The sequence below is a fragment of the Aetokthonos hydrillicola CCALA 1050 genome (genome assembly GCF_017591665.1).
GTDB lineage: Bacteria > Cyanobacteriota > Cyanobacteriia > Cyanobacteriales > Nostocaceae > Aetokthonos > Aetokthonos hydrillicola.
In genome coordinates this window covers 95,188-114,711 of record NZ_JAAKGC010000022.1, presented here as the reverse complement: position 1 = coordinate 114,711, position 19,524 = coordinate 95,188, and the positions used below count along the sequence as shown (strand labels likewise).

The 19,524-nt window shown below is 39.0% G+C and carries 19 protein-coding genes and 2 pseudogenes; 13 read left to right on the top strand and 8 right to left on the bottom strand.

Translation table 11 applies throughout. From position 1 onward, the window contains the following. From G4P69_RS13915 to G4P69_RS13890, 6 genes are all read left to right on the top strand, one after another. Window positions 1-525, top strand: a 525-nt coding sequence (locus G4P69_RS13915) for a methionine gamma-lyase family protein (protein ID WP_208350311.1), incomplete at its 5' end; no start/stop codon positions are given. Window positions 526-628: 103 nt separating this feature from the next. Then, a complete protein-coding gene (locus G4P69_RS13910) occupies window positions 629-949 on the top strand; it encodes a DUF433 domain-containing protein (RefSeq protein ID WP_208350299.1) in 321 nt (106 codons plus the stop codon). Then, entirely contained in the window at window positions 946-1,293 is a 348-nt protein-coding gene (locus tag G4P69_RS13905) for a DUF5615 family PIN-like protein (RefSeq protein ID WP_208350296.1), read from the top strand. The genes G4P69_RS13910 and G4P69_RS13905 overlap by 4 nt, the downstream gene beginning before the upstream one ends. A gap of 48 nt (window positions 1,294-1,341) precedes the next feature. After that, a complete protein-coding gene (locus G4P69_RS13900; protein WP_208350291.1) occupies window positions 1,342-1,488 on the top strand; it encodes a hypothetical protein in 147 nt (48 codons plus the stop codon). A gap of 81 nt (window positions 1,489-1,569) precedes the next feature. Continuing rightward, complete coding sequence (locus G4P69_RS13895) at window positions 1,570-1,851, top strand: type II toxin-antitoxin system TacA family antitoxin (protein WP_208350289.1); 282 nt, start codon at window positions 1,570-1,572, stop codon at window positions 1,849-1,851. A 72-nt stretch (window positions 1,852-1,923) separates the two neighbouring features. Further along, window positions 1,924-2,340: a GNAT family N-acetyltransferase gene (locus G4P69_RS13890; RefSeq protein ID WP_243902957.1), complete on the top strand. Its 417-nt coding sequence runs from the start codon at window positions 1,924-1,926 to the stop codon at window positions 2,338-2,340. Here G4P69_RS13890 and G4P69_RS13885 read toward each other — a convergent pair. Next, complete coding sequence (locus G4P69_RS13885; protein WP_208350277.1) at window positions 2,337-2,483, bottom strand: hypothetical protein; 147 nt, start codon at window positions 2,481-2,483, stop codon at window positions 2,337-2,339. The two genes, G4P69_RS13890 and G4P69_RS13885, sit on opposite strands and share 4 nt — an antisense overlap. A 5-nt stretch (window positions 2,484-2,488) precedes the next feature. Here G4P69_RS13885 and G4P69_RS13880 point away from each other — a divergent pair, with 5 nt between their 5' ends. The 5 genes and pseudogenes from G4P69_RS13880 to G4P69_RS13860 form a co-directional block, all read left to right on the top strand. After that, window positions 2,489-3,706, top strand: a complete 1,218-nt coding sequence (locus G4P69_RS13880) for a hypothetical protein (RefSeq protein WP_208350274.1) — start codon at window positions 2,489-2,491, stop codon at window positions 3,704-3,706. Next, window positions 3,703-5,787: a VMAP-C domain-containing protein gene (locus tag G4P69_RS13875; protein WP_208350272.1), complete on the top strand. Its 2,085-nt coding sequence runs from the start codon at window positions 3,703-3,705 to the stop codon at window positions 5,785-5,787. The genes G4P69_RS13880 and G4P69_RS13875 overlap by 4 nt, the downstream gene beginning before the upstream one ends. A 24-nt stretch (window positions 5,788-5,811) precedes the next feature. Continuing rightward, window positions 5,812-6,948, top strand: a complete 1,137-nt coding sequence (locus G4P69_RS13870) for an AAA family ATPase (RefSeq protein ID WP_208350269.1) — start codon at window positions 5,812-5,814, stop codon at window positions 6,946-6,948. A gap of 147 nt (window positions 6,949-7,095) precedes the next feature. Beyond that, window positions 7,096-9,906 (top strand): formylglycine-generating enzyme family protein, encoded by a 2,811-nt coding sequence (locus tag G4P69_RS13865; RefSeq protein ID WP_208350266.1) that lies wholly within the window; start codon window positions 7,096-7,098, stop codon window positions 9,904-9,906. A gap of 180 nt (window positions 9,907-10,086) precedes the next feature. Next, window positions 10,087-10,884 (top strand): annotated as a pseudogene (locus G4P69_RS13860) (formylglycine-generating enzyme family protein); the annotation flags it as partial. 724 nt (window positions 10,885-11,608) lie between these two features. Here the strand turns inward: G4P69_RS13860 and G4P69_RS13855 are convergent. The 6 genes and pseudogenes from G4P69_RS13855 to G4P69_RS13830 form a co-directional block, all read right to left on the bottom strand. Next, the gene (locus G4P69_RS13855; protein WP_208346047.1) at window positions 11,609-12,352 is read right to left on the bottom strand and encodes an iron-containing redox enzyme family protein; all 744 of its coding nucleotides are present in this window, start codon (window positions 12,350-12,352) and stop codon (window positions 11,609-11,611) included. A 159-nt stretch (window positions 12,353-12,511) separates the two neighbouring features. Beyond that, on the bottom strand, window positions 12,512-13,285 hold the full coding sequence (locus tag G4P69_RS13850; RefSeq protein WP_208350264.1) for a HalD/BesD family halogenase: 774 nt from the start codon (window positions 13,283-13,285) through the stop codon (window positions 12,512-12,514). Between the two features lie 266 nt (window positions 13,286-13,551). After that, complete coding sequence (locus G4P69_RS13845; RefSeq protein WP_208350263.1) at window positions 13,552-13,791, bottom strand: hypothetical protein; 240 nt, start codon at window positions 13,789-13,791, stop codon at window positions 13,552-13,554. Window positions 13,792-13,971: 180 nt separating this feature from the next. Beyond that, a pseudogene (locus G4P69_RS40450) lies at window positions 13,972-14,316 on the bottom strand (class I SAM-dependent methyltransferase); the annotation flags it as partial. A 241-nt stretch (window positions 14,317-14,557) separates the two neighbouring features. Next, window positions 14,558-15,016 (bottom strand): GNAT family N-acetyltransferase, encoded by a 459-nt coding sequence (locus tag G4P69_RS13835; RefSeq protein WP_208350260.1) that lies wholly within the window; start codon window positions 15,014-15,016, stop codon window positions 14,558-14,560. 91 nt (window positions 15,017-15,107) lie between these two features. Continuing rightward, a complete protein-coding gene (locus G4P69_RS13830) occupies window positions 15,108-16,208 on the bottom strand; it encodes an amidinotransferase (RefSeq protein WP_208346049.1) in 1,101 nt (366 codons plus the stop codon). Window positions 16,209-16,349: 141 nt separating this feature from the next. Between G4P69_RS13830 and G4P69_RS13825 the strand changes: the two genes are divergently transcribed. Next, a complete protein-coding gene (locus tag G4P69_RS13825) occupies window positions 16,350-17,426 on the top strand; it encodes a DMT family transporter (protein WP_208350257.1) in 1,077 nt (358 codons plus the stop codon). A gap of 73 nt (window positions 17,427-17,499) precedes the next feature. On the opposite strand, the gene speB is transcribed toward G4P69_RS13825, so the two are convergent. Next, window positions 17,500-18,417 carry an agmatinase gene (gene speB / locus G4P69_RS13820; protein WP_208350255.1) on the bottom strand — a complete coding sequence of 306 codons (918 nt, stop codon included), beginning with the start codon at window positions 18,415-18,417 and terminating at the stop codon, window positions 17,500-17,502. Between the two features lie 391 nt (window positions 18,418-18,808). Between speB and G4P69_RS13815 the strand changes: the two genes are divergently transcribed. After that, window positions 18,809-19,519, top strand: a complete 711-nt coding sequence (locus G4P69_RS13815) for an N-acetylmuramoyl-L-alanine amidase (RefSeq protein ID WP_208350253.1) — start codon at window positions 18,809-18,811, stop codon at window positions 19,517-19,519. Window positions 19,520-19,524 lie beyond the last annotated feature (5 nt).

Genomic DNA, 19,524 nt, shown 5'->3' with positions numbered 1-19,524 from the left:
GGTTATGTTGCTGGACGTGCTGATTTAGTGGAAAAAGCCGCTTGTCGTCTTACAGCACCAGGAATTGGTAGTTATGGGGGTGCAACATTTGACCAAAATCGCCTGCTATTTCAAGGGTTGTTTTTGGCTCCTCAAATGGTAGGAGAGGCAATGAAAGGCACTCACTTGACTGGTTATGTGTTTGATAAGCTGGGTTATCCTGTCAATCCTGCTCCACTTACTCCGCGTCGGGATGTGATTCAAGCGATTAAGTTGGGTTCAAAAGAAAAGCTTATTGCTTTTTGTAAGGCTATTCAGCAAAATTCTCCTATTGGTTCTTATCTTGACCCTGAACCAGCAGAAATGCCAGGTTATGAAAGCCATGTGGTTATGGCTGGAGGGACGTTTATTGAAGGTAGTACTTTGGAATTTTCTGCTGATGGTCCACTAAGGGAGCCTTATGTCGTTTACTGTCAAGGTGGGACTCATTGGACTCATGTGGCGATCGCACTTGAAGCTGCGATAGACGCAGTTGGTTCGGCGTAAGAAGTACGTGCTTGGGTGTTACTGCACCCAGAACGCACAACAGGCACTGCGCAGAGCATGGCAAAATATATGTTATAATTCCCTCTTCAAAAAATCTAGTTTTATGAATCAAACAACAACCACCGAATATAAACATATCTTGGTTGATGAACACAATGTTCCTTTCATCGAAGGAAGTTCTATGAAAATTGTGGAATTAGTTACTTCTGTCCACGCTTATGGTTGGAGTCCAGAAGAATTGCATTTTCAGTATCCTCATCTGAGTATGAGTCAGATTTATTCAGCATTAGCTTATTACTGGGAGCATAAGGAAGAAATTGATGCGGATATGAAGCGACGCTTTGACTATGCGGAAAGATTACGTAAAGAAGCTGGAGAATCCCCATTAGCAAAAAGACTTCGTACACAGGGATTAATTAAATGAGCATTGCTCTTTATATGGATGAGAACGTTCATCGAGGAATTACAGACGGATTGCGAATTCGCAATGTAGATGTATTAACAGTGCAAGAAGACGGGCGGACTGGTTTATCTGATCCACTTATACTTGATCGTGCTACAGAACTTGAGCGTGTTTTGTTTTCCCAAGACGAGGATTTTTTAGCTGAAGCTAACCGTCGCCAAGATAAGGAAATAGACTTCACTGGCGTTATCTATGCTCATAAGCTCAGAATTTCCGTTGGTGATTGTGTTCGCGATCTAGAAATTATTGCTAAAACTGCCTATCCTGAAGAGTTAAGGAACCGAGTTCAATACTTACCTTTATAAATAGCGGCGATAGCGTAAACCCCTGCGGGCATAGCTGCGCGTCGCGCGTTGGCTCAGCCTCTCCGTGAGGAGAAGCGTCTCGTACCCCTGCGCTTAAGCAAGCTACGTGAAACGTTTCCGATAGGAGACGAGAAGCGCTGTGCCCAAGGGGCGATCGCACTTGAAGCTGCGATAGAAGCAGTTGGTTCGGCGTGAGGCTTGGAAATATTTATAATACAGATACACATTGTATATCTAGCAGTCCTATGCTAGGATACAAAGCTTAAGGAGAAGATTATGCAGCCCCATAGCAGCCCAGATATTCGTACTCGTCCCGTCAATCTGCGTATTCGTGAGGATGTGCGGATGCTTATTGACCGGGCAGCACAAGCGCAAAGCAAATCACGTTCAGATTTTATCATTGATGCTGCACGGCGAGCGGCGGAGGATACTCTACTTGACCAAACCTTTGTGCGAGTTGACGAGGAAACCTATGAGCATTTTCTTTCTGTTCTTGATGCTCCGCCTGAAAATGAAGGGTTTGCACGCTTGATGAATGTTAAAAAGCCGTGGGAATAGATGATCCTTCAAGCCCCTGTACCTATTTGTGAGACTCACCTACTCGATGACTTTGATTGCGGAGTTGCCAGTTTGAATGACTGGTTAAAACGCCGCGCAATCGCCAATCAAAAGAACAACGCATCACGCACCTATGTTGTAACTGATGGCAAGAAAGTGATTGCCTACTATTGCCTCTCTTCTGGAGCATTAGCATTGAAGGACGCGTCATCTTCTATCAGAAGGAATATGCCTGATCCAATACCCGTAGCCATCCTTGGAAGGCTTGGAGTAGATATCTCATGGAAAGGTAAGGGATTAGGCGCAGCATTACTGCAAGATGCGGTGCTTCGTACTGTGCAAGCGGCAGAAATACTGGGTATCCGTGGAATAGTAGTACATGCTATATCGGAACAAGCCAAGCAATTCTATGAGCATTACGGGTTCTCGCCTTCGCCCACGCAGCCTATGACGCTTATTCTGTCCCTTAAGAAGCGAAACTATTCTTAACCAAAATTTAGAAATTTATAAGGTAACACTCCACTCATGTGGCGATCGCGAAGTGCTTCCCGCAAGGCGCGATCGCACTTGTGAAAAATCCGGAATCCAATTCCGTACATTTGTAGCTTTGGATCGAGCCTGGCTAAAATCATTTATTATGACAACGGTGATATTTGTTCATGGTATATCGGTACGAGAACCTAAATTTTCAGAAGAATTTAAGCAAATTAAGGGTAATTTTTACAAAGAACTGGAAAATCAAAACGTAAAAAATATTACAATAACTCCTTGTTCTTGGGGAAATTCTCTAGGAGCTAAATTAAATGCTGATGGAGCTTCTATCCCTTTCTATGATTCAACTCGGAATTCTAAGCAGTCATCTCAAGCTGATGAAAATATCGTTCGCTGGGCGCAACTCTATCAAGATCCTTTGTATGAATTGCGGTTGCTGTCACTGAAAACACCAGAAGAACAGGGATTTATTATTGGAAAAGAATCTCCAAAGGACAAACTAGACAAGAAAGTTAAAAAATTTAACCCTTCAGAGAAGTTAAAGGATAAATTCCAAGAAAGTGGAATTAGTGAGGTGTTTGATGAAGCTCGGCAAAATGTTGTGAGAGCAAATCCATATCAAGAAGCACTAGAAACTATTTCCGATACATTAACAGAACATCGAGATGCGATCGCTAGAGCAATTATTGCTGAAGCAATGGCAATTTGTGAACGAGAAGATAAATGTCCACCCATTCTGACGGATGCTACTTTAAGAGATGAGGTAGTTAAATCGTTTAGTAGGGAAATTGCACCTGATGAGGCTGCTTTTGGACAGTGGTTAAACGATCAACTCTTTAAATTACCAACAGCGTATTTGCGACACCGGAGAGGAGAAATTTCAGACATAACTTATCCTCTCGTGGGAGATATTATCCTTTATCAAGCCCGTGGTCAAGAAATAAGGGACTTGATTAAGTCCTATATAAAAGATGCTAAACCTCCTGTCGTTTTACTTGCTCATAGTTTAGGGGGGGTTGCTTGCGTTGATTTATTGGTTGAGGGGTTAGTTAACGAAAAGGAGAAAGAACAATTAAAGAAAGTTCAGCTATTAGTGACGGTTGGTTCTCAAGCTCCTTATTTTTATGAAATCAATGGTCTTCAAAGTTTAAAATATGGTCAACCCTTATCCAAGGAGTTTCCTTCATGGTTAAATATTTTTGATTCGCGAGATTTTCTTAGTTTTATTGGCGGAAATATTTTTCCGGATAAAGTACAAGATATCCCTGTAGATAATCAGCAACCTTTCCCACGTTCTCATAGTGCTTACTGGACAAATACTGCTACCTGGAAAGCAATTGTTCGGAGGATTAAGGCATTATGAGTGAATCTTGTTGTGATCCTAAAGATACTTATGCAGTCATTGTTGGGATAGAAAAATATGAAAAAGTAGGAGTAGGAGATTTACCAGGGGCTGCATCAAATGCTTTAGAATTTGCAAAATGGTTATGTGAACAAGAAGTTCCTAAGGAAAATATTTTTCTATTCATCTCTGAGCTAGAGGAAAATAAAGACTTAGTTAAGACTTACCAATTTAATGTAGAAAAAGCCTCTAGAGATAAAATTTATCACGCGATATTCAATGATATTAACCAAAAGCAAGGGTGTATATTATATATTTTTTGGGCAGGACACGGTTATATTAGCGATGTAGATAATCGCAGGTTATTATACGCTGATGGGCAGCAAAATCTTAATTTACCTTCTTTACGAAGGTCTCTAAAAACTGATACTTTTAGTGGCTTCAATAAGCAGATATTGATTATAGATGCTTGCGCTGTCTATGCTAAATCTACATCCAGATTACAATACTTTGGTGAACAACTACCTAAAGAAGAATATCCGATAGGAAAACCAAAGAGTAATTGTGAGCAGGTTGTCTTACTAGCAACTAAGGCGGGAGAAACAGCTAAGTTTAATAACAATTCAGGATTATTTTCAGGAGTTTTGTTAAAAGAGTTAAGAAACAAGAAGAGATTGCTTCTTCCTAAAGAAATGAGAGAAATTGTAGAAGAAGTAAAGAAAGTATTTAACCAAGGTGAGTATAAAGATGAACAAACGCCCATCTCTTTGTATTATAGAGATAGAGATAAAGATGGCAATGAAGATGGCAATGAAGAAATTTTAGGGTTAACGAAAACTGCAAAGATTTACAATCTTTTAGATGATAGATGGGATAAACTATTATCGATTTTGTACGAAGTCAATGAGTCTTATGTATTATATATTTCTTGTTATTTTGCTTTGTCCCAATTTAAGCAAGATGTAATTGGTAATTATCCACGGATAGTTTTATTAAAATCAGAAGAAAATAAAAATGAGAGAGAAAATATTTTTAATTATTTAAAGACTATATTTTTAGGCAATATAATTAATAAAAACAAAAAATCGAACCCAATATCTAGCTTGTATCTGTTCGTTGATTATCTATTCAGATTGTCTACAGAAAAAACAATAAAAAAGAAACTACAAGAATGGAAAAAGGAAACAAATCACGAACTTCCTAGATTAGATATAAACCCGCAGAGCAGAGGAAGAAGCAGAAAATTACAAACAATATACAGAGATTTTAATCCTTATTTAGTAATAACTTGTGAACCAAAATCTTCAGAAAAACTTTATTTAAGTGCTGAATTAATTTTTCAGAAAAATAAAGATATAAAAATTTTCCCAATTATTGATAAAAAGGAAATAGAAACTACTCATGTTCAACAAAAATTTGATAGTCTTCTTCTTCTCAGTTACAAAATAATTGGGTTGTGTGAATATAAAAATGGTAATGATACATTAATTGTAGAAATTTTTGTTACTTGCGAACAATTAAAGAAAACTTCTCAAGAATGTTTTGAAAAAATAGAAATCAAAATTGATAATTTTTCTGGCGACAGGAAGTGGATTAGTTGCCATCATAAATTTGTGTTACGTTCCTTTGAACGTTTAAGTAATTTCGATTATACTCCGATTTCAATTTTACAAAAAAAATGGGATGAACTTAATGATTTAGTTTCCAGCGAACAAGAAATTAGCAATAAGATTGAGTGGATTTGTTCTGAGAGCCTTAATTCTGAATCTAAAAGAGATATTTTGGGAATTAATTTACTCTATTTTTCAAAAGATAAATTAAATAAATCAATTAACCAAGTTATTCAAGAAGGATTACCTCTTTTTATTTGGGTTAGGGAGATTTGTTCTAGAGAAGAAACGGTCAGAGAAGAATTTGAGAATTTATTAAGAGTAAATAATTTGGATGGTCTATTGGAAAATATAAAAAATAAACGATTAGATGCTTACCGTAATCAACAGCAAACTCATCTAGGATATCATATAGGTTTGTTATGTGACAATCCCTATCGCTTACCATCTTACTACAGAGAAGATGATAACGCTGTAACTTTCGGAACGTGAAAATTATACAAAGGAAATTTATTTATGACAGATTGGTATTTGTTTCATGGAAAAGGTCAACGAAAAGAAGAATTATCCAATAATGATAAAAAGAAATTGCGCGATAAAATAAAAGAAATAGATGCTCCTCCTTGGCGAAAGTTTAGCAAAGAAAATGACTTGTTTATTCGGTTTGTAGACAAATCCTCTCAAACAAATACAACCGAAACTCAAAAATCTGAACAAGCAGATAATCAACGCTTTGACGCATTAACTAAATTAGCTACAAAAAAAGAAAGAGAAATCAATAAAGGAAAAAACTTTAGACTGTCTGACTCTCCACTAGCGAATGAAGTAAGGGATGCTGTTAATGCAGCTATTTATTTGAGAAGACCATTATTAGTAACGGGGAATCCAGGTTCAGGAAAAACATCTTTAGCTTATGCGATCGCCTATGAGTTAAACTTGGGTCCAGTTTTGACTTGGTCGATTACAGCACGGTCAACTGTACAGGAAGGATTATATCGTTACGACGCGATCGCTCGGCTACAAGATGCGAATAAAAAGGAAAGTGATGAACAACCCATCGGACAATATATTAAATTAGGAGCATTAGGAACGGCATTTTTACCTTCCTATTTACCAAGAGTCTTATTAATTGATGAAATCGATAAAAGTGATATAAATTTGCCCAACGATTTATTAAATCTATTTGAAGAGGGACAATTTGAAATTCCTGAATTGGTGAGACGTTCAAAAAAAGAGCCAACCCAGGAGACAGATAATTTATTTCAAGTTCAAACCCAAGATGAAGATATTGATGTAGTCATCAAAGGAGGACGAGTTAAGTGTTATGCTTTCCCCATTATTGTCATGACTAGTAATGGAGAACGAGATTTTCCCCAAGCTTTTAAACGGCGATGTTTGCGAGTAACAATGCCTGATCCTACCAAAGAAGAACTAGAAACTATTATTAAAGCTCATTTTACAGAAGATTTATTTAAAGAAAAAGAAAAAGACATTAATGATTTGATAACGCGATTTGTACCACGAGATGGTCAAGAACGAGATAAAGCAACCGACCAGTTATTAAATGCTATTTATATCATTGTCAATAAAGGTTGTCCTGAAGCCAAAAAAGAAGAAATTTGGAATATAGTAACGAAATCGCTGAATGATTGAAGGAGTCAGGAGTCAGAATGTATAACGTAGTAAAATGTAGGTTGGGTTGAGGGACGTAGACGCCGGAGTGGCTTCCCGCAGGGTAACCCAACATTTTTAACTGAACCGTATTACATTATAAACTCAACAAAGAGCTAAAATGAGGTAATGACTAACCACAAACTACCAAACGATAAATTGAAGCAATTAATTTCTGTGTTGAGTGACAAGTATAACTTAACAGGAGAGGATATTGCTGATTTTTTGTGGTTAGCATTAAAACAGAAACCATTTTTAGACAAAGACGATATTTCACAACCGAAGCCAGAAAAACAAGATAATACCACAACAAACAAGAAACGAATTATTCCCCCACCATCAGATTCAACACCACATAAAAAAGAGCCAACAAAAGAACCATCAGCAACCATTCACCCCCCTAAACCAACAGATGAGGATAAATCCCCTGCATCTTCGAGTGAAAAAACTCTACCTTTCAGACATACTGACCCCCCTTCATTACCAAAACAATTAGAATTTGCTAAAGCATTTCGTGCTTTAATGCTTAAAGTTGATTCTGGGAAAAGAACTGAATTAGATGAAATAGCAACAGTTAAACAAACTGCGGAACAAGGAATTTGCATTCCCGTTCTTAAAAGCCAGCTTGAACCAAGGTTCGATTTAGCTTTGGTAGTTGATGAAAACTCATCAATGGTGATTTGGCGTAAAACAGTCCAAGAGTTACAACAACTGTTTGAAAGTTATGGTTTTTTTCGACAAGTGCAAATCTGGGGTTTAACCAAAGACGATGAAGGGAAAATTAAAATCAGTACAAAAATCGGTAAACGCGAACACTTCAAAAATCCTCAAGAATTAATTGATCCTACCCAACGCCGTTTAATTTTGATTGTAAGTGACTGCGTAGCTCAATTTTGGTTTGATGGCGCAATTCTCTCTACGTTACAGGATTGGACGAAGCATCAACCAATGGCAATTATTCAAATGTTACCCGATTGGATGTGGTTGAGAACCGGATTGCGTATAGGAGCATATGTTGAGTTAGTTAATTCCACCCTTGGATCTCCTAATCGCAATTTATCCATCCGTGAACTACTTTTGTGGAAAGACATTGATTTAGAGCAAGGGATAAAAACACCTGTCGTCATTTTAAATCTAGAAAGTGCTAGTCTCTGGAGTAGTTTAGTTGCAGGAATACGTGATAAGGTAACGCCTGGGTTTGTATTACCTTCTAAATCAGAATTTACTCCAGCATCACAATTACCTCAATCTCAAGTCAGTCAATTAAGTGCAGAACAACGGGTTAATCGTTTTCGTAAAATTAGTTCCCCTTTTGGGCGCAAACTAGCAGGTTTATTGATGGCTGCTCCTGTAATTACCTTACCTGTGGTTCGCTTAGTTCAAAATACTTTATTACCAGAATCTCTCCCTGTCCATGTTGCGGAGGTATTTTTAGGAGGATTACTCAAACCTTTAGCGGAAATTACCACAGATACTAATCCTGATGAAGTCATCTTTGATGTAATGCATGATGATATTCGGAAGATTTTGTTAGAGGATGCTCCATTTGGTGATTCTGAATTCATCTTCGACACTATATCGATTTATATAGAAAAATCTATAGGTAAGTCTTTAAAAGAATGTGTTGCTTTGTTAAATGACCCATCAGTAGGCGAAAATGGAGAAAAAGAAAACTTAGCCAAAGCCTATGCTCGAATTTCTTTAAAAATCCTCAAGCAGTTCGGAGGAAATTATGCGGATTTTGCTGAAAAACTCGAAAAGGTTTCTCCTACAGAAGGAACTAGTTCTGACACCCAAATTGTTGCAGATCTGAAATTTACATTTGAAGTTGTAACTGTCACTATTGAGGATGATATAGATTTCAACCTACAACCTTTTGAATTTGATGTTGCAACTATTACAAGACTTAATCCTGTAGAATTTGCCGATAATTTGGTATTTTCTCAGACAAAACACCATCTAAATGAAGTAGAACGGTTAATTGTACAGGAAACAATATCAAATCAAACTTATGAGCAAATAGCAGCATCATCAAGTTACTCTACACGCGAACTGAAGGATGTTGCTGGCAAACTCTGGAAAGTGTTATCCACAGCTTTGGGTGAAAAAGTTAATAAAACAACCCTAAAAAATATAATAACTCGACCTCAAATAAATCGTAGTCGTCACCAAGCTGAGTATTTTGTCGAAGATTTAGGCAATGGCGTTCAACTAGAGATGGTAGCAATCCCTGGAGGTAGCTTTATCATGGGTTCCCCAGAGGATGAACCACAGCGTTACCAGGATGAAAGTCCTCAGCATGAAGTGACGATTAAGCCTTTCTTTATGGGAAAATATCAAGTAACTCAGGCACAGTGGCAAGCTGTAGCTGCTCTTGAACAAGTAAAGCGGGAGCTGAATCCTGACCCGTCAAGATTTAAAGGAAAAAATTTACCTGTTGAAAGAGTTTCATGGTATGATGCAGTAGAGTTCTGCGATCGCCTAACTCGAAAAACTGGAAAGCCCTACCGGTTACCGAGTGAAGCTGAATGGGAATACGCCTGTCGTGCAGGTACGGCGACACCATTCCATTTCGGCGAGACGATTACATCAGACCTAGCTAACTATAATGGTCAAGCCATTTATGTTGCTGGTTCTGAAGGCATTTATAGAGAAAAGACAACAGAAGTAGGAAGCTTTAAAGTAGCGAATGTCTTTGGGTTATATGATATGCACGGGAACGTCTGGGAATGGTGCGCTGATACTTGGCATCAAAACTATGAAGGAGCGCCCCTAGATGGAAGTGCTTGGATAAATGAGAATAATTCTCAATACTGGCTGGTGCGCGGTGGTTCGTGGCTCAACAGTCCTGACAATTGCCGTTGTGCTTCTCGCCTCAACGACCATGGCGACTACGACAACGACTTTGTTGGTTTTCGGGTTGTGTGCGGTGAGTTGTAGCCGAGGATTCTTAGCCCTTAGCACTTTTGCCCTCTTGCACTCTGCCCTTCTTCTCTTTGCCCTTTGCGAGTGTAGCGGAGCGGAACGATCAATTTTTTTTACATAAAATCAGGATAGCATAGTTTTCCGATTTTGTAAAATAATTTGAAAGGTTTGTGACGGAAAATGGGGAAAAAAATAGTTCTGCATCGTACCCAAAAGACGGCGCAATATTTTATAGAAGATTTAGGTAATGGAATTCGTCTGGAAATGGTGGAGATTCCAGGTGGAACATTTTTAATGGGTGCACCGGAAACTGAAAAAGGGAGTACAGATGATGAACGTCCGCAACATGAAGTTACAATTGGGTCGTTTTTTATGGGAAAATATCAAATAACTCAGGAGCAATGGCAGGCTGTAGCAACTACCCCACAAGTAAACCGGATACTGGAACCTGACCCATCGGAATTTAAAGGGAAAAATTTACCAGTTGAGACAGTTTCATGGTATGATGCAGTGGAGTTCTGCGATCGCCTAACTCGAAAAACTGGGAAGCCCTACCGGTTACCGAGTGAAGCTGAATGGGAATACGCCTGTCGTGCAGGTACGACGACACCATTCCATTTCGGCGAGACGATTACATCAGACCTAGCTAACTATAATGGTGAACTCATTTATGTTGCTGGTTCTGAAGGAACTTATAGACGAAAAACGACAGAGGTAGGAAGCTTTGGTGTAGCGAATACCTTTGGATTATATGACATGCACGGCAACGTGTGGGAATGGTGCGCTGATAATTGGCATGCCAATTATAAAGGAGCACCCACTGATGGAAGTGTTTGGCTTAATGATAATAATTCTCAACTCCGACTGCTGCGGGGTGGTGCGTGGAACAACAATCCTGCGTATTGCCGTTCTGCGTGTCGCGGCTGGTACGACTTCGGCGACGACGATGTTGGTTTTCGGGTTGTGTGCGGTGGTGCGCCGAGGATTCTTTAGCCCTTTGCACTTTTGCCCTCTTGCACTCTGCCCTTCTTCTCTTTGCCCTTTGCGAGTGTAGCGCAGCGGAACGATCAAATTTTTTTTGAGATTTGCGTGGGTTATTATTTAGCAAATCCATTTGTTATCCACAGTAAGAGTAACACATAAAATTGAAATTGTAAATCCTGTATCTAAAGTTCCTCAGCAAAATTTTTACGATTTTGTTGGGTTTCATTTCGTACCCCTACGGGGAATCAAGCTACAACCCAACCTACAGCTACTACAGCTACAGCGTCTTTATCTAAAAGTCGTGGAATTGGTTACAGATGGATTGGGGATTAGTACAGAAAGTTAGATCTGTGGTACTATATCGAAATTGTCGTAGATTGAGACAAAACAGATATTTACTTCTCTCGCTTAGTCGAGAGGGGTAGAGAGGGGGTAGGCAACTCCGACTGCTGCGGGGTGGTGCGTGGAACAACAATCCTGAGAATTGCCGTTCTGCGTGTCGCAACAGGAACAACATCGACAACGACAATGTTGGTTTTCGGGTTGTGTGCGGTGGTGCGCCGAGCACTCTTCTGTGCCAGAATCGGATCATGGGAATGTTCCGAGCGTGTTTTGAAGAGTCCAGATCTATCCCTGTGATGCTGGTGACAGTATCCAGAAATAAAGCTTAATTGGGCAGCTTGGTAGGTGTTAAACCGAACAGTTGCCCAATTATTATTTTTAGCCTAGCTGTTTAGCCTCTGACAATTGAGTCCACTCCATCCCAATAGGCTTCTAGCAATTCCAAGTATTGATTTAAGCCAGCCTCAAATAGTGAGCGTCCCTGCGGATGGCTAACGTAAGGCGCGATCGCATTAAAAGCGTTATTGCTATGTCCAATTTCCACATTAAGGTGCATCAACCAATGCTTCCTAACATTCTTATCATAGCCTTGGTTCTCTAATCCCTCATTGAGCTGAGTTGCCAAGACAGCCGACATTGTTTCATCAGCATACAATGCCCCTAAAGCTCTTTCTACTGGAGGCTCAGTATAAAGCTTCATTGCCCCAGTGTTGATCGCTGTGGTTGTTGGCAAACACTTGTAATTGTCAATTTCTTCATCGCTAATTCCAAGTTCATTGATTTGCTCACGAAAGAGCGTCTCATGAGTTACCTTACCGCCAACTTCATCAACAACATTGAGTACCACTTCCCGCAAAATATTATAATCACGAGTATTCATTGCTATGCCGACAATATAGAATGGCTCGTATTGGAAATAATACCAGCACTCCAGATAAAATTTCTTTTCTTGTTCCTTGGTAAACTTGTTTTTTCGGTAGTAATTGAGAAGAGGATGCTGTACGGCTCGGTGATTGAGAATATAATTCATCTTCTCATTGAGATAATTTCTGATTTCTTCGTCATTTACCTCCAAGCGTTGACGAACGTTAGGCTCTTGTATTTGCTCAAATTCTTCGACTTTTAAAGCTGTCATTTACAACCTCCTGTTTGGGTTATATGTTACTGAAACTGATGTTTAGTCTTTCTCTTACTAATAGATATCTCCTAAAAAGAATATAAAACCCTTGTACAGTTTGGGTTGATATCTTATCTCCAGAGATATCTAAGATTTTTAGTCACATACTCCGAAGTTTTAGCTATAAACCCCTGCTTCTACTTCCTTTTCTGCCCACCAACGATCATTGCCATTGAGCTGCCTTTTCTCGTCATCAAGACATCCCCAAGTCATGTTGAGCATAATACGAGTCGCATCACGATTCAGAGGCACTGTACGATGAAGAGTTGTATCTGCTTTTAGTAAGTAAATGTCCCCGGTAACAAAACCATAGGTACGGATAGGATTCTCACACAAATACTCATGAATTCTGGGATTAGACTTATCCCAACTGGTATGAGGTACACATTGCAACATACCACCATATTCAATAGGTGGGGTTTCCAGAATCCAAATTAGAGCAAAACGATAATCTCCCCAGTGCCATCCGTGGGTGTCGCCACTCTTTTCATGTCTACTAATTAAAAATTCTTCATCTTTTGATGGACAAGGTAAGAAAGGTTCTCCAGCCAGTTTTTCCAGAAACTTTAATAGTGATGACGATTTATATATGGAGTTAATAAACTCGCTGTTAGCAGCGATGCATTCACTGGTAACTACGCTCATTTTCCTAGGAGTATTTCCTGTTGTTGCCAGCTTTAGATCGCGCCGCTCCGCGTATTCTTCTAAAAGTCGAAGAGCCTCTTCTTTCATCTGTTGACGAATTGTCAAAGGCATAATTTCAGGCACTTTGATAAATCCATCTCGCTTAAACTTTTGATGGAGCAGAGGTAAAGATTCTTGAGAAAAATTAGTATTAATGTTCTCTCGAATTTGCTGATCCAAATCGTTGAATACAAGTGTTTGTGTCATCGTTGGTAATTACTTTAATTTTCGATAAGTAGGTCGACAAAAATAGTCTGACAGCAATAACGGTCAAAACTCTTCCTGTTACTCGATCACGCTATTAAGCAGATAATTAATTTGCTCCAACTACTTATCATAGAATTTACAAATTTCATCTTACCATGGTTTAAATTCAATATCAAGAAGTCAACACAATTCAAAAAATGGTCAAGATCAAGAAGTCTTAGTTCCTATTGACATAAACCCCACTACTAAAGTGAGGGAAATCCTCTCTATCTATGGATATATTTATTTGAGTTGCTATCGAAAAAGGATTCCAGTTGTGATACTTCTGTTTGGCTTAAATAAGGGTGAGCAGTTTTTATAAACCACTGACTCTCTTCAGCAATATAGTTTTTCTGATGAGATGATAAAGGAGAAAACATTTGAATAGGGTAAGGTAGAGTAACAATATTTTTTAATCCAATATCAAAGCATAGATTACGCATCTTACGAGCAACATACTCATCCAATACTGCTCGGTTAAGCCGAAAATTTAAATTTAATGTAGGTTGGGTTGAGGAACGAAACCCAACATTTATAAGGATTTGTTGGGTAACGCTTATGCGCTCTACCCAACCTACGATTTTCCAAAACCCGTGCAGTATTGCATACTCATCATAATATTCTTCTAATGATTTTTGTACTAGAACTTAAGCAATAGCATTTTTAAGTTTTAACCACAGTTCCGGAGGAATTGGGTATAGGATGATTGTCTCTCCATCATATTCTTTAGATGTTATTCTTCCACTTTTCTTAACAACTCGCTTTTGTTCGTTTATGAGTTTCTTTTTCTTTAAATCTGTCAAATACATTAGACTATTGCTACAAAAGACAAAGTCAAATGTTTCATTAGAGTAAGGAATATTAAAGAAATCAGCCTGCGAGTATTCTATGAGATCCTTATAGAGAGATTTTTCTAAATTATTTTGGGCATAACTAATGGGGTCAATAGAATAATCAATTCCTATAATACGACTATTTGGAGAAACTTTATATTGTGTGTAATGGCGCGCTCGAAAAACTCAAAAGCTTGTGATGCTCGGACGCGATCGATAATACAAAGATACTTGGGTTTTTCCTCCAGTCTCGATGTCAAAATCACCGCATCTGGTTGTCCTCGTGTCGCGTGGGTTTTACGATTACAAGCGTGCCATTCATATTGAGTGTGATGGAATTATTCAGATCAAGTTCGCATAAAATACTATGCCATAGATAAACACTGCAATCATAATTCAATTACAATTCTTCATAGATAGTATAGTAGCTTTCCTTCATTCCCAAGGCTTGATAAGCCTTTTGCGCAACAGTATTGTGACGCTCTACGTAAAGTTTAAATCCGCACACTCTCAATTCATTTTGCTCGGAATATGCTTTTTGTTTCACAAATTCATAGAGTTTTCGATAAATTCCTTGACGACGGAATTCTGGTCGGATGTAAACACTTTGTATCCACCAATATAAACCATTACGCCAGTCACTCCACTCAGTAGTTATCATTAGAGATCCAGCCACATTAGCATTTTTTTCTGCTAGCAAATAAAATCCCAAATTTGGTCTAGTCAACAAGGTTTCGACACCTGCTGTTACAACATCTAGAGGAAGTTGTTTGCCTTCAGTTTCATATACTAATGCTTGATTAAACTTAACTAACACATCTAAATCCTTCAGTTCACCAATCCGTATTAATAATTCCATTTCATTAAGTATTAGATACAGACATGACAAAATAAAAGCAAAATTTAGTGTAGCGAATTAATTGATATGTACGACTTTTTTCCAAGTCAAATCAAAAATACGATTGAAGTGTTCCTCTTCTTCTCACATCTAGCGTTGCACAATGAAAAGATCCTCCAAAGGTATTAAAGTTGCGAAAATTGCAAGTAATTGGTTTAAATCCCCAATCTTTTAACAGATGAATCATCGCTTCGTCTTGCTTTTCAACGATTACTCTATCCTCATCGAGCGTCAAAAGATTCATACCTACTCCCTTACTGCTCATGTATAGAGGATGACTATCAGGAATACAAAATTCGGGAGCTTTTCGCACATCCCAATTTCTAAACATTTCCGGAAGTTTTTCTACCTTCTCTGGATGTATTAAGAGTTTACCAGGAGCTAGAGGCACAAACGTTGCATCAATGTGCATTGCTGATTGATCCTTAAACTTGAGTACATGCACTTTGTACTCATCTCCCAAACATCTCCGTACCCACTCTATGCCAAAACGATTAGTAACTTGACTTTGTTGCACAAAGATATCTCTACCAAATTTGGTAAACTCAGCTGCATCAAATACTGGTTCAAATTCAGTGAGTGAAGAGTTGAATTCTTCATCTTTGTCTGCTTCTACATACTGATAGTTGTATAGCTCATCACAAAGTTGGGGTTTAGGTGCTGGAATCCACTGAGCACCTTGATGAAAATACTCTTTGATCAGTGAACGATAGGCATTAATTTCAAAATATCTGCATCGCCAAGGCATTGGAGCTTCTATCAGCTTATCTCCAATTACCATCATGACATCTCTCGGCATTGCTCCGTAAAGACCACTTGGACTTTCCCAGTCTGGAGTTGCGTAAGAACGACTATAATTAATAGCATCCGGACGACGAACTTTTACACCTTCTGATTCCAAAATGTGAATGAGTTCTTGCAAATCTCTCTCTCCGGCTTCAATTTGCTCCTCTGGGAAGAGTTGACCACCCCTGCTGCGAAAAAAATCCCAATAACGGCTTGGCATTGTTGCCTTAATTGTTATGTGCCAGGGTGGTATTACTGCTCCATCTAATCGACCAACGATTACTTCTTCCAGAGGATCCCATTCATTAAATGAATTGACGACAGGTGTTGCTGTTTCTGTTAATTGCAAACTGCGATTCTGCTGCATAACCAGGTGGCTTATCGATCCAAGGGAACATCTGTGAAAATATTGTGTGTTAATACACACTATTAATGTATACAATTAATGGGGTACATTTGTCAAAACAATTTTCATCTACCAAACCAATTGTAATAATAAGCACTTTAAATGACTAATATTCTTAGTAATCGACAACATAAAATAGAATCCGCAGCATCCATTCAGATCTTTATTTTGTTATTAATAGCGGTTTTGCTAGTATCTTTGGATCCAATATTTACAAGGCTGACGGAAAATGATCTCGGTCCTAATGCAACAGTTTTCAATCGGGAATTAATAGCAAGTGTAGTCTTCCTCTTCTGGCAAGGCATCAAAGTATTCTTAGACAGAAATAAAAAGGATTTGTCAGAGTTAAAAAAGCCAGAACCAATTACCCTTGGAACTGTGGCTACTCTATTAGCAGTGGTGATTTTTGGAGAAGTGTGCTTAGTCACTTGGGCTTTATCTTTGACTCAAACCACTGTTGCTAATTCAAATCTACTTCATAACTTACCCTCAGTGTTTACTGTTCTTGCAGGATGGCTGTTTTTAGGTCAACGTTTTGATAAGAAGTTCCTTATAGGAATGACCGTTGCTCTAACGGGTGCGATCGCCATTGGAATTCAAGATTTACAAGTTTCTCAAGAACACCTGATAGGTGATGCTTGGGCTTTATTCTCTGCTGCTGTTTATGCCGGTTACTTTTTGACTATAAAAAAACTCCGTTCTCAATTTTCAACACTGACTTTATCACTATGGTGTTGTATCGTTTCTAGTGCCGTACTCCTCCCATTTGTCCTGATTTTTGAAAATCAAGTTTTTCCAGCTTCATTGTGGGGATGGGTATATGTGATCTCTCTCAGTGTTCTTTGTCAAGTGATTGCTTCTGTAATTTTTATCTATCAACTCAAGGAACTTTCCTCAGCATTTGTTTCCATGTTTATGTTACTGCAACCTATTCTTTCAGCAGTGCTTGCCTGGATCGTCTTTAAAGAACGGTTAACTTACCTCAACATAATAGGGTTGTTTGTTGTTTTATTTGGTATTTATCTTGCTCAATCGGGTAATATAACGTCGGATAATACTCAAGCTGAGTTCACTAATAAAAACCAGTTAAGCCTTGAATCAAATCCAGGGGTTGAGGTAAAGATTGGTGTCGATGAAATCAAGCGTCCTCTAGATCAGGAGCTGCTTCATAAAGATTGATTTACCATCGGATTAAAAACATTTTAAGTTTTTTGGTAGTTTTTATGCTAAACTCCCAGACGCGTAAACGCTCTTATACGGTGTGAACATTCTGGGATTTCCAAGGTCTTGAAGATTGTTGCATTGCATATCCCATACCCTCATGGAGTAACCTAGCAGCTAGAATTGCAGTCTGATCGTTCACATCCTGTTCTGGATTTAACTCTACTACATCCATACCCACTAAATTCCATTGAGATCGCTGAATGAAGTTAAGAACTTGTCGTGAAGTCAATCCACCAGGAACAGGATGGGAAACTCCAGGAGCAAATGCTGGATCAAAACCATCTAAATCGATGGTGAGGTAGACTGGCGCACCTTCTGTTAAGTGTGGCAGCCGTTCTAATTGTTCGGGTAAGTCACGAGCTAGAACCAAATGAAAGCGATCGCTAAACCGCTGAGCCTGCTGGTTTTGAATCGAGTTCATAGTACGGATCCCAATTTGGGTGATTGAAGCAATATGCTTGAACTCCAACAAGCGAGCTGCTACACACCCGTGAGAATAGGGATTGTCATCCAACTGAGGATACAAATCGGGGTGTGCATCAATTTGGACAATATGAATTGGCTCATCTAAGACATCTAAAGCTTGCCCTATTGCAATAGTTACAGCATGATCCCCACCTGCAAAAAAGGGTATTTTCCCTGCACGAAATAGAGACTGGGCACCAGAGTAATAGCTCTTTTGTGTTAACTCCCAACAACCTTGTGGTAGCCAGTCACCAAGATCCACCACAGCAGCAGTCAAATCGATGCCGGATTCTGTCGTAGAGTTGTAACAATAGCCATCGTAAGCCTCACGGATTCTTTTTGGTCCTTTAGCGCAGCCTCGACGGTAAGATGATTGCTGTTCATCTGGCAAACCGACAAACACTAACTGACTATCGATCTGAGTTTCTGAAACAGTCTTAAAACAGCCGCCAAAAGGAATTGCTGGTTGAGATATTTGCATAGGGATCTCCCACGCTTTGGGTTGAAAAATACCTTTTGTTTGTAGCGATACAGCTACCACAAGAGTATAGCAAAAAACTGATCCTGGTTTAGAAATAAGCTTTTAATTTTTGACTGAAGTCGGTTACCTTTGCACTGACTCCTGGTGCCCCTTCTCTGCGAGACGCTACGCTACGCATAGCTTGCTTTCCCGTAAAGAGAAAGCGGGCATAGCTGCACCGTCTCCGTAAGGAGATGAGGTACGGGGTAAGACGTGGGGCTTCTTTTGGTTCAAGCTAAATTTTTATTCAGTCGTCAAAAATTAAATTTGCAACGGTATCGCTTGATGTTTAATTGTCAAGCCTAGAGTATATTAGCTAGATCTTCTTTAGGCAAAACAGGGTGCTAGCAAAATGGGAACTTGGATTTTAGAAACGGATAAAGCAATCTACTGGATGGAAGAGCAGTATTACATCGATAAAATCAATAAGTCTCCTATATCTAATCGAGAGTATCATGCGGTCGTGGCTGAGATGAAACATTGGTTTAACAGTCAAAACCCTCCTGGTATGATGAAGGTTGTGCTGGGTGATATTAATGAACCTGAGCATAAACCAGTGAATCATGCTCACGGATCTGGTCATGCAAAAACACCAAAAATAAGATTTATTCCTGCGGATGAGTCTAATTACAACAGCCGCAACGGAACCAAAATCGATATGATTGTCATGCACAATACAGATGCTAGCTTACAAGCGTCTATTGATACTTTTAAAGATCCTAACGCGAATGTATCTGCTCACTATATAGTGGCGCGTACTGGTGAGATTATCCAGATGGTTAAAGATAGCTTTCGTGCTTGGCACGCTGGCGATCGCATCGTAAACAGTCGTTCTATTGGCATTGAACATGAAGCTACCAATGCCAATCGAGGTATGACTCCTGCCCAACAGCAGTCTAGCATTGCTCTTGTCAAATATTTAATGGAAGCCTACAGCATACCAGCTACCAACATCAAACCACATAGAGATGTTACCTCTATACCAGGAGGAACTGATTGTCCTCGCTGGATATGGTCAACTGATACGGATTTTGAAGACTGGAAAAACAATCATTTGGCTTAGGGCAT